Source organism: Rhizobium lusitanum, assembly GCF_014189535.1.
In the GTDB taxonomy this organism is placed as follows: domain Bacteria; phylum Pseudomonadota; class Alphaproteobacteria; order Rhizobiales; family Rhizobiaceae; genus Rhizobium; species Rhizobium lusitanum_C.
In genome coordinates, this window is the sequence record NZ_CP050307.1 from 1,686,358 (window position 1) to 1,701,050 (window position 14,693).

10 protein-coding genes and 1 pseudogene are annotated in these 14,693 nt (G+C 63.5%); 9 read left to right on the plus strand and 2 right to left on the minus strand.

All coding sequences use genetic code 11. The features are described from left to right. Positions 1-17: 17 nt before the first annotated feature. Together HB780_RS10865 and HB780_RS10870 are read left to right on the plus strand one after the other, a co-directional pair. On the plus strand, positions 18-527 hold the full coding sequence (locus tag HB780_RS10865) for a (2Fe-2S)-binding protein (protein WP_183687600.1): 510 nt from the start codon (positions 18-20) through the stop codon (positions 525-527). Continuing rightward, positions 524-4,082 (plus strand): annotated as a pseudogene (locus tag HB780_RS10870) (molybdopterin cofactor-binding domain-containing protein). Before HB780_RS10865 ends, HB780_RS10870 begins: the two are co-directional and overlap by 4 nt. Before the next feature lie 38 nt (positions 4,083-4,120). Here HB780_RS10870 and HB780_RS10875 read toward each other — a convergent pair. After that, on the minus strand, positions 4,121-4,963 hold the full coding sequence (locus tag HB780_RS10875) for a ferredoxin--NADP reductase (RefSeq protein ID WP_286202915.1): 843 nt from the start codon (positions 4,961-4,963) through the stop codon (positions 4,121-4,123). Between the two features lie 141 nt (positions 4,964-5,104). After that, the gene (locus HB780_RS10880) at positions 5,105-5,551 is read right to left on the minus strand and encodes a MarR family winged helix-turn-helix transcriptional regulator (protein ID WP_286202916.1); all 447 of its coding nucleotides are present in this window, start codon (positions 5,549-5,551) and stop codon (positions 5,105-5,107) included. A gap of 362 nt (positions 5,552-5,913) precedes the next feature. Between HB780_RS10880 and HB780_RS10885 the strand changes: the two genes are divergently transcribed. From HB780_RS10885 to HB780_RS10915, 7 genes are all read left to right on the plus strand, one after another. After that, positions 5,914-7,407, plus strand: a complete 1,494-nt coding sequence (locus tag HB780_RS10885) for a 6-hydroxynicotinate reductase (RefSeq protein WP_183687604.1) — start codon at positions 5,914-5,916, stop codon at positions 7,405-7,407. Between the two features lie 18 nt (positions 7,408-7,425). Then, positions 7,426-8,448, plus strand: coding sequence for a UPF0280 family protein (locus HB780_RS10890; protein WP_183687606.1), 1,023 nt, complete (start codon positions 7,426-7,428; stop codon positions 8,446-8,448). Next, positions 8,364-8,948: an amino acid synthesis family protein gene (locus tag HB780_RS10895; RefSeq protein ID WP_183687608.1), complete on the plus strand. Its 585-nt coding sequence runs from the start codon at positions 8,364-8,366 to the stop codon at positions 8,946-8,948. Before HB780_RS10890 ends, HB780_RS10895 begins: the two co-directional genes overlap by 85 nt. Then, on the plus strand, positions 8,945-9,529 hold the full coding sequence (locus HB780_RS10900) for an amino acid synthesis family protein (RefSeq protein ID WP_183687610.1): 585 nt from the start codon (positions 8,945-8,947) through the stop codon (positions 9,527-9,529). Before HB780_RS10895 ends, HB780_RS10900 begins: the two co-directional genes overlap by 4 nt. 62 nt (positions 9,530-9,591) lie before the next feature. Beyond that, complete coding sequence (locus HB780_RS10905; RefSeq protein ID WP_183687612.1) at positions 9,592-11,691, plus strand: hydantoinase/oxoprolinase family protein; 2,100 nt, start codon at positions 9,592-9,594, stop codon at positions 11,689-11,691. Then, positions 11,688-13,433: a hydantoinase B/oxoprolinase family protein gene (locus HB780_RS10910; RefSeq protein ID WP_183687613.1), complete on the plus strand. Its 1,746-nt coding sequence runs from the start codon at positions 11,688-11,690 to the stop codon at positions 13,431-13,433. The genes HB780_RS10905 and HB780_RS10910 overlap by 4 nt, the downstream gene beginning before the upstream one ends. A gap of 42 nt (positions 13,434-13,475) precedes the next feature. After that, positions 13,476-14,657, plus strand: coding sequence for an acyl-CoA dehydrogenase (locus HB780_RS10915; protein WP_183687615.1), 1,182 nt, complete (start codon positions 13,476-13,478; stop codon positions 14,655-14,657). Positions 14,658-14,693: the final 36 nt, after the last annotated feature.

Sequence of the window (14,693 nt, forward strand, 5' to 3'; positions counted from 1 at the left end):
GCGACGGGAAGGGAGACGTGGTGAAGACTCGTCCGATCGCTCTTGATGTCAATGGGCACCGCCACACGCTCGACCTGTCCCCCGAAACGCCACTCCTCTACATCCTGCGCAACGATCTCGGTCTCAACGGGCCGAAATTCGGATGCGGCCTCGGCGAATGCGGCGCCTGCGCGGTGCTGATCGGCAAGCGTGCCGTGCGCGCCTGTACGATATCGGCCGCCGCCGCCGAAGGACGCGCCATCGTCACCCTCGAGGGTCTCGGCACCGAGGACAGGCTGCATCCGGTGCAGCAGGCCTTCATCGAGAAACAGGCCGCGCAATGCGGTTATTGCCTGAACGGCATGATCATCGCGACCACCGCCCTGCTTCTTCGCAACGCAAATCCGGATGAGACCACCATTCGCTCGGCCCTGAAGCACCATCTCTGTCGCTGCGGCACGCATATCGAGATCCTCGCGGCTGCCCGCCGTGCCAGTGAACTGATGACCGCTCTCCCCTCCTCGGCAATCGTGGAGGATGCACCATGACCGCGCCGCTAGAGACGCCCCGCGCCAGCTATCTGGAAGCGGATGAAATCCTGCTGGTGGTCAAGCCTGGCGACGCGCCCCAGCCCGACATTTTCCTTGCCCTTCATCCCGATGGGACCGCCAGTGCCTTCAACGGCCATGTCGATCTCGGCACCGGCATCCGCACGGCTCTAGCACAGATCGTCGCCGAAGAGCTCGACCTGCCTTTCGAACGAGTCCATATGGTGCTCGGCAGCACGACGGCGGCACCCGATCAGGGCGCGACGATCGCCAGCGAAACGATCCAGGTGACGGCGATCCCGCTGCGCCACGCTGCGGCAACCGCGCGGCGCTGGCTTCTCGATCAGGCCGCCCTCCGATACGGTGTCCCGGCACAGACGCTCTCGATTGAGGAAGGCGTCATTCACCCGGAAACATCGGCCAACTGGTCAGTCACCTTTGGTGAGTTGATCGCCGGGGGCCATGAACGGATCGCCATCGATGTTACCGCGCCGATCAAGCCGGTAGAGAATTACAGGATCGTCGGCAAGCCGCAGCCGCGCAACGACATCGCCGCCAAGGCGACGGGACAGTGGACCTATGTCCATGATGTCCGCGTGCCCGACATGCTGCATGGCCGTGTGGTCCGCCCGCCCTATGTCGGCTTCGACCAAGGCTCGCATGTCGGCCACAGCCTGATCTCAGTCAACGAAGCCTCGATCGCCGATATCCCCGGTCTGGTCGGGGTGGTGGCGATCGGCGATTTCGTCGGAGTCGTCGCTACGCGCGAGGAGAATGCCGCCGAGGCAGCGCGCCGGCTCGAGGTCGTCTGGCGCGATCCGCCGCTCCTGCCCGATCTCAACAATCCGGAACAGGCGCTGCGCGACAATCCGGCCCAAAAGCGCATTCTTGCCGATCAGGGTGATGTCGAACGCGCGCTCGAAGGCGCGTCGCCGCGTTTCGACCGCAGCTACGTCTGGCCCTATCAGATGCACGGCTCCATCGGCCCGTCCTGCGCCGTCGCCGATTGGCGCCCGGAGCGGCTGATCGTCTGGTCGGGAACGCAAAACCCCTATCCGATGCGCCGCGATCTGGCGCTTCTGCTCGACATGCCGGAAGAGGCAGTTCTCGTCGAGCGGCTGGAGGCGGCCGGCTGTTATGGGCGCAATTGCGCCGACGATGTGACCGCCGACGCGGCCCTTTTGTCGCGCGCGGTCGGCCGCCCGGTGCGTGTGCAGCTCACCCGCGAACAGGAGCATGGCTGGGAGCCGAAGGGGGCCGCGCAGGTGATCGACGTGCGCGGCGGGCTCGATCTCGAAGGCGGGCCAGCGGCTTACGATTTCGAGACGCGCTATCCGTCGAACCTGTCGCCGACGCTTGCCCTGATCCTGACCGGCAGAGCCTCGAACGTTGCGACGGTGGCGGAGATGGGCGACCGCACGGCGATCCCGCCCTATGCCTTCAGCAATATGCGTATCGCCGTGCAGGACATGCCGCCGATCGCGCGGGCCTCATGGTTTCGCGGCGTTTCGGCCATGCCGAACAGCTTTGCACATGAAAGCTATATCGACGAGCTCGCCTTCGCGGCCAAGGTCGACCCCGTCGAATACCGGCTGCGCTATCTGAAGGATCCGAGGGCGGTCGATCTGGTCCATGCAGTCACCGAACGTGCCGGCTGGACGCCGCGCACTGCGCCGGGAACGATGGGCGGCGAAGGCGACCTTCTCTATGGCAGGGGTTTTGCTTACGCGCTCTATGTGCACGGCAAGTTCCCAGGAACACCGGCCGCCTGGTCGGCCTGGGTCGCCGATGTCGCCGTCAACCGCAAGACCGGCGAGATCGCGGTCACGCGCGTGACCGTCGGCCAGGATTCCGGCATGATGATCAATCCGGATGGCGTGCGACACCAGATCCACGGCAATGTCATCCAGTCCACCAGCCGCGTGCTGAAGGAGAAGGTCGATTTCTCCAGCACCGCGGTCGAGAGCGCCGAATGGGGCGGCTACCCGATCATCACCTTCCCGGAAGTGCCTGAGATTGATGTCCTCATGTTGCTGCGGCAGGATGAAGAGCCGCGCGGCGCCGGCGAATCCGCCTCGGTCCCGTCGGCCGCTGCCATCGTCAATGCCGTCTTCGACGCCACCGGCATCCGGTTCCGCGAGTTGCCGCTGACGCCGGAGCGCGTGCTCGCCGCGCTTGGCGAAACACATCTAGCACTCGCTCCGCCAGCCCCAGTCAAAAAACCATGGTGGCGGCGTGGATCGACGCTCGCAGGCATGGGCGGCGTTGTCGCAGGCGTGCTTGCCGGCGGCATTCTCGCCGCCTCGCCTTGGCGCGGCGCTTATCCGGAGATCACACGGCCGGACCCCGGCACCTACAGCGCCGCCACGATAGAGCGCGGACGCCTGGCAGCAGCAGCCGGCGCCTGCAATGTCTGTCACACCGGACCAGACGGGACCCCCCTTTGCCGGTGGCCGTGCCTTCGACACGCCGTTCGGCGTGGTCCACGCCACGAATATCACCCCCGACGCTGAAAACGGCATCGGCGCCTGGTCCTATCCGGCTTTCGAACGGGCAATGCGCCAAGGCGTGCGCCGGGATGGAAAGCATCTCTATCCGGTCCATCCTTACCCCTCCTTTGCCGGCGCTACCGACGCGGATCTCCAGGCACTCTATGCGTTCCTGATGACGCAGACACCTTCTGACGCAAAGGCTCCGGAGAATGCCTTGCGCTTCCCCTTCAACATCCGGCCCTTGCTGGCCGGCTGGAATATGCTTTTTGCGGGCGGACGGACGGTGCCGGCGGATGCAACGAAGAGTGAAGGCTGGAACCGTGGCGCCTATCTCGTCGAAACACTCGGCCATTGCGGCGCCTGCCACACGCCGCGCAATGCACTCGGCGCGGAAAAGAAAGGCGACTTCCATCTTGCGGGCGGCCTCGCGGAGGGCTGGGATGCGCCGGCGCTGAACGGTGCCGGTCTCGCCCCCGTCGGCTGGAGCCAGACGGCGCTCTACGACTATCTGCGTACCGGTACGGCCAAGGGCCACGGCAGTGCCGGCGGGCCGATGGGCGCAGTCGTCAAGGCGCTTGCTCCGCTTCCAGACAGCGATATTCAGGCCATGGCGACGTATCTGGCAAGCTTCTCCGGGCAGACTGAAGAGGGTGCTACGGCACATCAGACAACCGCACTCGCCAACACGAAGGCGGCGGAAGCAACGGCGGCACGGATAGCGCCGGTAGGAGCGCGACTGTTCGAGGGTGCCTGTTCAGCCTGTCACACCGAGACTTCACCGCTCGGATCGCTCGCCTTCAATAGCAGCCTGCACGCCGATAGGCCCGACAATGTCCTGCTGACGATGATGCACGGAGCGGAAGCGCCGGCGCTACTTGCCCAGAAGGCGGGCGCAGATGCCGCCGAGATCATGTCCATGCCGGCTTATGGCGAAAGCCTGAGTGATCGCCAGTTGACCGACCTCGCCGCCTATCTGCGCGCCCGCTTTGCCCCCGACAAGCCTGCATGGCAGGATCTTGGCGCTGCGATCGAACGCGCTCGCGCCGTCCAGCCGATGGATTGAAGTGCAATGAATGCGCGACGGCGGAACTGATCGAAGGTTCAGCCGACGAAAGCGCGCTCGATGACGAAGGTCGCCGGCGCATTGTTGGCGCCTTCGATAAGACCGAAGGATTCCAGAACAGCTTTGGTATCCTTCAGCATCGCCGCCGAACCGCAGATCATACCGCGATCCTCATCCGGATTGATGCGCGGCAGGCCGGTCTCTTCAAAGAACTTGCCGCTGGTCAGAAGATCGGTGATCCGGCCCATGCGCGCAAAGGGTTCGCGCGTCGTCGTCGTATGCAGGCGCAGCCGTTCGCCGACGAGCTCGCCGATCAACGGATCATCCTTCAGCGTCTCCACCATCTGCGTAATATAGGTGAGCTCTTCCACGTCACGGCAGGTCTGGATGAGGACGATTTCCTCGAATTTCTCATAGGTTTCCGGATCGCGGATCAGGCTTGCGAAAGGCGCAACGCCGGTGCCGGTCGATAGAAGATAGAGCCGCTTGCCCGGGATCAGCGCATCCAGTACCAGCGTGCCGGTCGGCTTCTTGCGCATCAGCACGGTGTCGCCGGGCACGATTTTCTGCAGATGTTCCGTCAACGGGCCGTCCGGAACCTTAATGGAATAGAATTCGATCTCCTCGTCCCAGAAGGGGCTGGCGATCGAGTAGGCGCGAAAGACCGGCTTTTCGGCATTCGGCAGGCCGATCATGATGAACTCGCCCGAACGGAAACGGAATTCCGCCGGCCGCGTGATGCGGAACTTGAACAGCCGGTCGGTGAAATGCCGGACCTCGGTCACCGTCTGGACAAAGACATTGGCGGGGATCGGAAAGGCCGGCGCGGAACCTGCCTGCTGACCGTCAATGATGACTGCTTCTTCCGTTGACAAGCTCATCCGTCTTCCCTCGCCTTGGTCGCTCATATTCATTTGTACACGAATGAATTTTACTGCGCAATCCATTCCTTGCGCGAACCAGACAATGTTTCGTCATCGCCGACGGCAGAAAGAGGGAATCGAGGGCTTGAGAGCCGCAGTTCAGCAGATTTTTTGCAGCAGCTCGAGGAACATCATCCGCTCACCTGAGGTGAGCGGCGCCAATGTTCCCTCGGTCGCCACAAGCGCCGCGCCAACATTCGCGGCAATGACCGCGAGGCCGTCTTCGGTCAGCGACAACACAACCCGGCGGCCGTCATTCTGGTCCGGCGCGGTCGCGACGAAACCGCGCTTGACCAGGCGATCCACGACCCCTTTGACGGTCGCGACATCCATCGCCGTTTCGCGCCCGAGTTGGTTCTGCGAGCAGGGCTGGATTTCCTTGAGCTTCGAAAGCGCCGACCATTGCGTCGTCGTCAGCTTGTCGCCGATGGCGTTGGTAAAGATTGCCACATGCCGCTGGTTGGCCTGCCGGAGAAAGAACCCGACCTGCCGATCGACATGATATTCGGGCGCGGCGGATTGTCTGTCTTCACGCGATTTCTGCATTTGTCCCGCCCCGGATCTGCGCATATGGTTGCAACATCGATAAGCTGTTCTAGTTTCAAAAGATTAGAGCGTCATTGTGTGTTGATGTAAACGCTCGAGGTCCCAAGCCTCTACTTTGAAGACCGCATTTGTCAACGCCGCAGCTCCTTAAGAACCGGATCAATCGATGGCCGTGACGACGCGCATCTGTTCCGGCGACAGCATTTTTATCAGACCTCCCCGCCGTCGCTTGACAGGACCGATAGACGGGCTGATACTCATTCGCATACAAATGAAAAATGGGAACAATGACGGTCAAATATCTGTCCATGGGCTGATGGCAGCACCACCGGACGAGCGGCCGCGTTAAAATGGAGAGTGCCATGGTCAAGCAACGCGTGGAAAGCGTCGCAAACGGCAAGATACGCTGCGATGCCTGTCCCGTCATGTGCTATATCTCCGATGGTCGCTCCGGCGCCTGCGATCGCTACGCCAATGTCGGCGGCGAGCTGATCCGCGTCGATCCGCTGACGATCATCGAAAACACCATTTCCGAAGGCGGCAATGTCGTGCCGTTCCTGGCCCAGCCGGGCGAGAGCGAATGGGACGGCGACATCGTCCACGCCACCAGAAGCTTCGTCACGGCCGTCGGCGCCGGAACAACCTATCCCGACTACAAGCCGGCACCCTTCATCGTCTCGCAGCAGGAAAACGGCGTCGACATGGTGACCGTCGTCACCGAAGGCATCTTCAGCTATTGCGGCGCCAAGGTGAAGATCGACACCGACCGGTTTCTCGGCTCGGAAACGGCAACCGTGCGGGTCGACGGCGAAGCGATCGGCCATGTCACAACCGGCGAATACGGTTCGCAGATGCTGTCACTCGGTGGCGTGCATCACTTGACTGGCGGCTCCCAAAAGGAAGGCCGCATTACCTGCGACGCCCTATTGAGACTCTGTAATGGCGAATCCGTCGACATGCAGGTCGACGGTGGGGTCAACCTGACCATCAAGGCAGGTGCTGCACCTGTTATCAACGATGTCGAGGAAAGCCGCATGCGCGTCGGCTGCGGCTCGGCGACGATCGGCATGTTCGCCAAGCAGTGGATGGGCCATGTCGATGAGGTCGTCGTCGTCGACGACCATATCACCGGCGTGCTCTCCGAACACCAGGCCGGACGCCTGCTCGATGTGCCGGCCACCGGTATTCGCATCAAAGGCCGGCGCTCGACGCCCGGCCGTTATTTCCAGGTGGCCGAACCCGGCATTGGCTGGGGCGGCACCAACATTTCCGATCCCTTGACCATCCTCGGTGATTTCGACCCCAAGACCGCCTGGCCGGGCATGCGCATGCTGATGGTGTCGACCACCGGCGAGCAGTATGGCTACTATATTCTCGACGACAATCTGCGGCCGGAGCTGCAGATAATCCTCCCAGCAGCCCTGCAGGAATCGGTCGAGATCATCGCCGAAAACTGCGAACCGGCGCTGACCTCGGTCCTCTTCATCGGCGGCGCTGGCGGCAGCCTGCGCGCCGGCGTCACCACGAACCCCGTCCGCCTGACGCGCTCCGTCAAGGAGGCGCTGACCCATGTTTCCTGTGGCGGCGTTCCAGCCTATGTCTGGCCGGGCGGTGGCATCACCGTCATGGCCGACGTCACGCAAATGCCCAGCAACGCCTTCGGCTATGTGCCGACGCCAGCGCTCGTTGCGCCAATCGAATTCACTATGCGGCTCGATGACTACCGCGCGCTCGGCGGCCATATGGAGGCCGTCATGCCGATCGAGCAGGCACTTGAACTGGCCGAGCGCAAGGTCACACCGATCGGTCGTGGCCCGTGGCCGACGGAAAGCCGAAACTTCCGGTGGGGCGCCTGACGGCAAAGGAGCGATAGCATGTCGCGGCCTGTTGCCCGATATCTCGATGGTGGTGATCCGAACGGCCGGCTGCATTTGCAGCACGGGCCGATCGATCTCGTCATCGGCGTCGATGACGGCGGCGCTGCCCACAAGGGCGAAGCCGAACGGCGCGCTCGTGCTTTCGCGGCTGCCATTGCCCGTTTCCAGACTGTCCTCGACGAATTGGTGAGCGAACTGCCCCTGCTCCGCACACCCGCCGAAATTGGCAGCCCGATGCTTACGGGCTCGGTCGCCCGACGCATGGTCGCCGCGGTCCGGCCCTTTGCCGCTGACCATTTCATCACGCCGATGGCCGCCGTCGCCGGTGCCGTTGCCGACGAAATCCTGGCCTCGATGCTGGCAGGCTTCGACAAGGACGACCGCCCTCACCGCGCCTATGTCAACAATGGCGGCGACATTGCCGTCCATCTTGAAGGCGATGCTGAGTATCGTGTCCGTATGGCCCGCGAAGACGGCGCTTCGCTCGGCGATTTCGCGCTGCGTGCCTCCAGTCCCACGCGCGGCATCGCCACCAGCGGACGCGGCGGGCGCAGCCTGTCGATGGGGATTGCCGACTCCGTGACCGTATTGGCGACGAATGCGGCGGCGGCCGACGCGGCGGTCACGCTTGTTGCCAATGCCGTCGATCTCCCCGGCCATGCCGCCATCAGCCGGGCACGCGCCATCGACGTCGTCGACGACAGCGATCTCGGCGAACGCCTGGTTGTCACCGGCTGCGGGCCCCTGACCGATGCGGAAATCGACATGGCGCTTTCCCGTGGCCTTGCCAAAGCGGAGCATTTCATCGCGCTCGGCCTCATCGATCGCGCCGGCCTCTTTCTCGCGAACCAAGGCCTGCTCGCCATGCCGTCCGCAGCTGAGCCACTTTGCAGCCTCATCTCTTTCAATCGATCAATCCATGGAGCGGTTTTCCAATGCCTGACGTCAAGATCCGCAAGTTCCTCACCATCATCGAGGAAATTTATCATGAAGGCGGCAAGCCCGTCGAAAAGCCGCTGAAGCGGGGAGCGATCGTCGCCGTCATCGAAAACCCGTTCGCGGGCAGCTATCATGAGGAAATCACCGGTTTCATGAAGGATCTGGAGCCGCTCGGCCTCGACATGGCAAACCGACTGGTCGCGGCACTCGGCGGCGACCCCACCATTGTCGAGGGATACGGCAAGGGCATCATCGTCGGTCAGGCCGGCGAACTGGAGCATGGCGCGCTTTGGCATGCGCCGGGCGGCTACGCCATGCGCGAAGTGCTGGGCGGCGCCAAGGCGATCGTCCCCTCATCGAAGAAGGTCGGCGGCCCCGGCACGCGGCTCGACGTACCGGTCACCCATATCAACGCCTCCTATGTTCGAAGCCATTTCGACTCCATCGAAGTCGGCGTGCCGGATGGTCCGCGCGCCAACGAGATGGCGGTCGTGCTGGTGATGACCACCGGTCCGCGCGTCCATGCGCGTAGCGGCGGCCTCAAGTCTGAGGACATCAAGGGCGAGGACGGCCTGCGTTGAGCGCCGAGATCCGCAAGATCACCGTCTTCGTCGAGGAGACGCTGAGCGAGATGGGTCAAACCATCTCGCCGCCGACGCGCAAGGCTGCCGCCGTCGCCGTCATCGCCAATCCTTTCGCCGGCCGCTACGTCGAGGACCTGACGCCTCTGATCGAGATCGGCGCGGAACTCGGCGGCCTGCTTGGCCGCAAATGCGTCGAAGCACTCGGGATTTCGCCGGCGCAGGCCGAAAGCTACGGCAAGGCGGCGCTGGTCGGCGAGGATGGCGAGCTGGAACATGCGGCCGCCCTGCTACATCCATCGCTCGGAAAGCCGCTGCGCGAGGCCGTGGAAAAGGGAGCGGCATTGGTGCCCTCCTCGAAGAAGCGCGGCGGCCCCGGCCGGCCTCTCGATATTCCGCTCGGGCACAAGGATGCCGCTTATGTACGGTCGCATTTCGACGGGATGGAAGTGAGCCTCGCTGACGCGCCGCGTCCGGCGGAAATCATGGTGGCCGTCGCTGTCACGGATAGCGGCCGACCGCTTGCCCGTGTCGGCGGGTTGAAGACCTCCGAAGTCGAAGGCAAGGATGGCCTGCGCTAGGGGACGCTCGCGCTTGACAGGCAATCGATCAGGTCCGTAAATTCATTTGTATGCAAACAATAATGGGAACAGTCGTGACTCAGCCTTCTTCGAATGAACCATCGAGCCCGACACTTGAACAATCGCAGGTCGCGGGTATCGATGTCGGCGGCACATTTACCGATCTCGTGCTCTTCGACACGATCTCCGGCAAGGTCCGTCTCGCCAAGACGCCGACCACGCTCGACAATCAGGCTTTCGGCGTCCTCAATGCGCTGGACGCGGCGGAAGCCGATGTCGCGGCGCTCGACCTGATCGTGCACGGTACCACGACCACCACGAATGCCGTCCTCGAACGCAACCTTTGCCGAACGGGCCTGATTACCACCCGTGGCTTTCGCGACGTGCTGGAACTCGGCCGGCGCACGCGCCCGAACCCCTACGGCATGAAGGGCGAGTTTCGCCCGATCATCCCGCGCGACCTAAGGCTCGAGGTTCCCGAGCGCATGGATGCCGCCGGCAACGTGCTGATACCCCTCGACGAAGACGCGCTCCGCATTGCCTTGAAAGCTTTGGTGGATACGAATTGCGAGTCGCTGGTCATCCACTTCCTGCATGCCTATGCCAATCCGGCACATGAATTGCGCGCCGGCGAAATCGCCGCCGAGATCTGGCCGAACGACAACATCACGCTCGGCCATGCGCTTCTGTCCGAAAGCCGCGAGTTCGAGCGCGGCGTGACGGCTGCCGTCAATGCGTCGGTGCAGCCGCTCCTGGCGCGCTATATCGAGCGTCTCGCCGACCAGCTCGCCACCAAAGGCTACAGGCACGACGTTCTCGTCATGAACGGCAATGGCGGCATGGTGTCCGCGCGCCACGTCGCCAAGGAAGCAGCAAAGACGGTGATGTCCGGCCCCGCCTCGGGCGTCATGGCCGCCGCCTATACCGGCCGGCGTGCCGGCATCCCCAACCTTATCACGTATGACATGGGCGGCACATCGACCGACGTCGCGCTGATCCGTAACGCCGAACCGGCGGTCTCCAACGAGATCGAGATCGAATATGCCATGCCGATCCATGTGCCGATGGTCGATGTGCGCACCGTCGGCGCCGGCGGCGGCTCGATCGCCAAGGTCACCGCCGCAGGCCTCCTGCAGGTCGGCCCGGAAAGTGCCGGCGCCATGCCGGGGCCAATCTGCTATGGTCGTGGCGGCACCACGCCGACCATCTCCGACGCCAACCTGCTGCTCGGCCGTCTCAACCCCTCCAGGCTCAACTCGGTTCCCGGCGGCATCTCCATCGACGGCATCCGCGACCTGTTCGAGGAAAAGCTCGGTCGGCCACTCGGGCTTGACGCCACGGCGGCCGCCGCTGCCGTCATCCGTATTGCGAATGCCCGTATGGCCGACGCCGTGCGCATGGTCTCGGTCAGCCTTGGCGAGGATCCGCGCGATTTCGCGCTGTTCTCCTTTGGTGGTGCCGGCCCGCTGCACGCGACTGCGATCGCGCGGGAACTTGGCATTCCAAGGGTGCTGACGCCGTCGCGTCCGGGGATCACCAATGCGCTCGGCTGCGTGGTCGCCGATCTCCGGCACGATTTCGTCAACACGGTCAACCGCCCGCTCGATGTCGCCGATATGGACGCGGTGCACGCGCTCTTCGAAAAGCAGTCGGCGGAAGGACGCCGACTGATCGGCAAGGAGGCGGTCGCCATTCGCGAGATCCGGGAGATTTACTCCGTCGATATGCAGTTCATCGGCCAGACGCATCTGCTGCGGGTGCCGCTGCCGAGCGCAATGCCGACCCGCGCCGAATTGCAGGCTCGGTTCGAGGAGGCCTATTTCAACCGCTTCCATGTCGAGCTTCCGGAGATCCGCGCCAGCCTCGTCAACGTCAACACCTCGGTGATCGGCCGGCGCACGGAGATCGATCTGTCCATGCTGATCGATGCGGCCGGACGTAAGAAAACGCTTACCGAAGCGCAGACCGGCACACGCTCGGTCTGGTTCGACGGTTGGCGGGAAACGCCGATCTACTGGCGCGATCATCTGCCGCTCAAGGCAACGATACCGGGACCGGCGATCATCGAGCAGATGGATACGACTATCATCCTCGAGCCCGGCGACGTCGCCACCCAGGACGACGACGGCAATATCATCATCACGATCGGAGCCGGCCAATGAGCATCGACCCCATCACACTCAGCGTCATCCAATCCGGCCTGCAGCAAGTCTGCGATGAAATGGACCTGACGTTCTCCCGCGCCGCCTTCTCGCCCGTCATCGCCGAGGCCAACGATCGCTCCGACGGCATCTATTCGGCAGAGGACGGCTCGCTGATCGCCCAGGGCGCCGGCGGCCTGCCGGTCTTCGTCGGCACCATGCAATATTCGACGCGTACGCTGATCGAGATGATCGCCTCCGGCAAGGCGGCAGCGCCGAAGCCGGGCGACATCTATATCGTCAACGATCCCTATCTCGGCGGCACGCATCTGATGGACGTGCGCTTTGCCATGCCGGTCTATCGCAACGGCGAGATCTTTTGCTGGCTATCGAACACCGGTCATTGGCCGGATACGGGCGGCGCCGTCCCCGGCGGCTTTTCGGCCTCGGCCACCTCCGTCGAACAGGAAGGCCTGCGCCTGCCACCCGTCCGGCTGTTCAAGGAAGGCAAGCTCGACACCGAGATCTATGCGATCATCTGCTCGAATATCCGCGTTTCCGAGCAGCGCATCGGCGATGTGAAGGCTCAAGCCGCCGCCCTCCTGGTCGGTCAGGAACGGCTGGTGCGCATTCTCGAACGCTATGGCGACGATACCGTCAGCCAAGCGATCGGCGAGCTGCGCCGCCGCGCGGCCGAGCAAATGCGCGCCAATATTCGGCTGATCCCGGAAGGCACCTATCGCTCCGTCGCCTATATCGACAGCGACGGCGTGGTCAACGAACCGCTCGAGATCCGTCTTTCGATCACAGCAACAGGCGACGAGCTTTCCTTCGATTTCGAGGGATCGTCAAAGCCCTGCGCCGGGCCGATGAATTCTGTGCTGGCGACGACGCTATCCTCCGTCTACCTCGCCATGCGCCATATCTTCCCGGATGTTCCGATCAGCGCTGGCGCCTTCGAACCATTGAAGGTGAAGACCCCTGAGGGAACCTTCCTCGATGCCCATTATCCGCGCCCAGTTTCCGGCTGTGCTGCGGAAGTCAGCCAGCGTATCGCCGAAGCGGTGTTTGCGGCGCTGGTCGAAGCGCTGCCGGATAGGGTGACAGCGTCGCCCGCCGGAAGCTCCGGCAATTTCGCCCTCGGCGGACATGATCCGGAGCGCGGGCGCGGCTATGTCATGTACCAGATTTCCGGCGGTGGCTATGGCGGCAACAGCGATCATGACGGGCTCGCCAATGGCTGCTCGACCATCGGCATTTCCAAGGCACCGCCGGTCGAGATCATGGAGCAGCAATTCCCGGTGCTTTATCATCGCTATGCCCTTCGTGAAGGGTCCGGCGGGGCCGGCAAGCATCGCGGCGGCTTCGGCCTCGACTACGAGATCGAACTCAGGCGCGGTGCGGCGACCGCGAGCTTCGTCATGGATCACGGCCGTTTTGGACCGCAGGGCGCGCTTGGTGGCAGCGACGGACGAACCAACAGCGTTACGGTCTGGCGCGACGGCGAAGCGATGACGCCCGAGCATCTGTCGAAAGCGCAGGACATCGCGCTGAAACCCGGCGACCGCGTGCGCGTCGGCACGCCGGGCGGCGGCGGCTACGGCGACCCGTTGACACGCGACCCGCAAGCCGTTGTAGAAGATGTGCGGCTCGGTCGTTATACATCGACCGAAGCGCTCGATCTCTTCGGGGTTGTCTTAACAGTGGATTGCCATACGGATACGAACGCCACCGAACGAGCCCGCGCCAGCCGCAAGGCATAGACTGGCTGCGATTGAGAAAAGAAAGAATTGGGAGACGAGAGCATGAGCCGCGAGATATTCGATTGGGCCGATCCGTTCCGGCTGACGGAACAGTTGAACGATGACGAGCGCATGGTGCTGGACACCGCCCATGCCTATGCGCAGGAGAAGCTGGCGCCTCGCGTGCTCGACGCCTTCCGCCATGAGAAGACCGATCCCTCTATCTTCCGCGAGATGGGCGAGCTTGGCCTGCTCGGGCCGACGATTGCGCCGGAATATGGCGGCGCTGGCCTCGGCTATGTCGCCTATGGCCTGATCGCCCGCGAAGTGGAGCGCGTCGACAGCGGCTATCGCTCGATGATGAGCGTGCAGTCCTCCCTCGTCATGGTACCGATCGATGCCTTCGGGTCCGAGGCGCAGAAGCAGAAATACCTGCCGAAGCTTGCTACCGGCGAATGGATCGGCTGCTTCGGTCTTACCGAACCGAACCACGGCTCCGACCCCGGCTCGATGGCGACGCGGGCCAAGAAGGTGGATGGCGGCTATCACCTCACCGGTGCCAAGACCTGGATCTCCAATGCGCCGATCGCTGATGTCTTCGTCGTCTGGGGCAAGACCGAAGACGGTGTCATCCGTGGCTTCATCCTGGAGAAGGGCTGGAAGGGTCTGTCTGCGCCCGCCATCCACGGCAAAGTCGGCCTGCGCGCCTCGATCACCGGCGAAGTCGTCATGGACAATGTCTTCGTGCCGGAAGAAAACCTGTTGCCCAATGTCTCCGGCCTCAAGGGTCCGTTTACCTGCCTCAACTCCGCCCGCTTCGGCATTGCCTGGGGAGCGCTCGGTGCTGCCGAGGATTGCTATGCCAAGGCGCGGCAATATGTGCTCGACCGCCAGCAGTTCGGCCGGCCGCTTGCCGCCAACCAGCTGATCCAGAAGAAGCTCGCCGACATGGTGACCGAGATCACGCTTGGGCTACAGGGCTGCCTGCGTCTCGGCCGCATGAAGGAAGACGGCCATCCGCCGGTGGAGCTGACCTCGATCCTGAAGCGCAACAGCTGCGGCAAGGCGCTCGATATTGCCCGCGCTGCTCGCGACATGCTTGGCGGCAACGGCATATCCGACGAGTTCGGCATCGCCCGCCATCTGGTCAACCTCGAAGTGGTCAACACCTACGAGGGCACCCATGATATCCACGCCCTCATCCTCGGCCGCGCCATTACCGGCATCGCCGCCTTTTCGAACTGAGGCCGAATAGCCAAAAAGAGAGGTGCTGTCGAACGG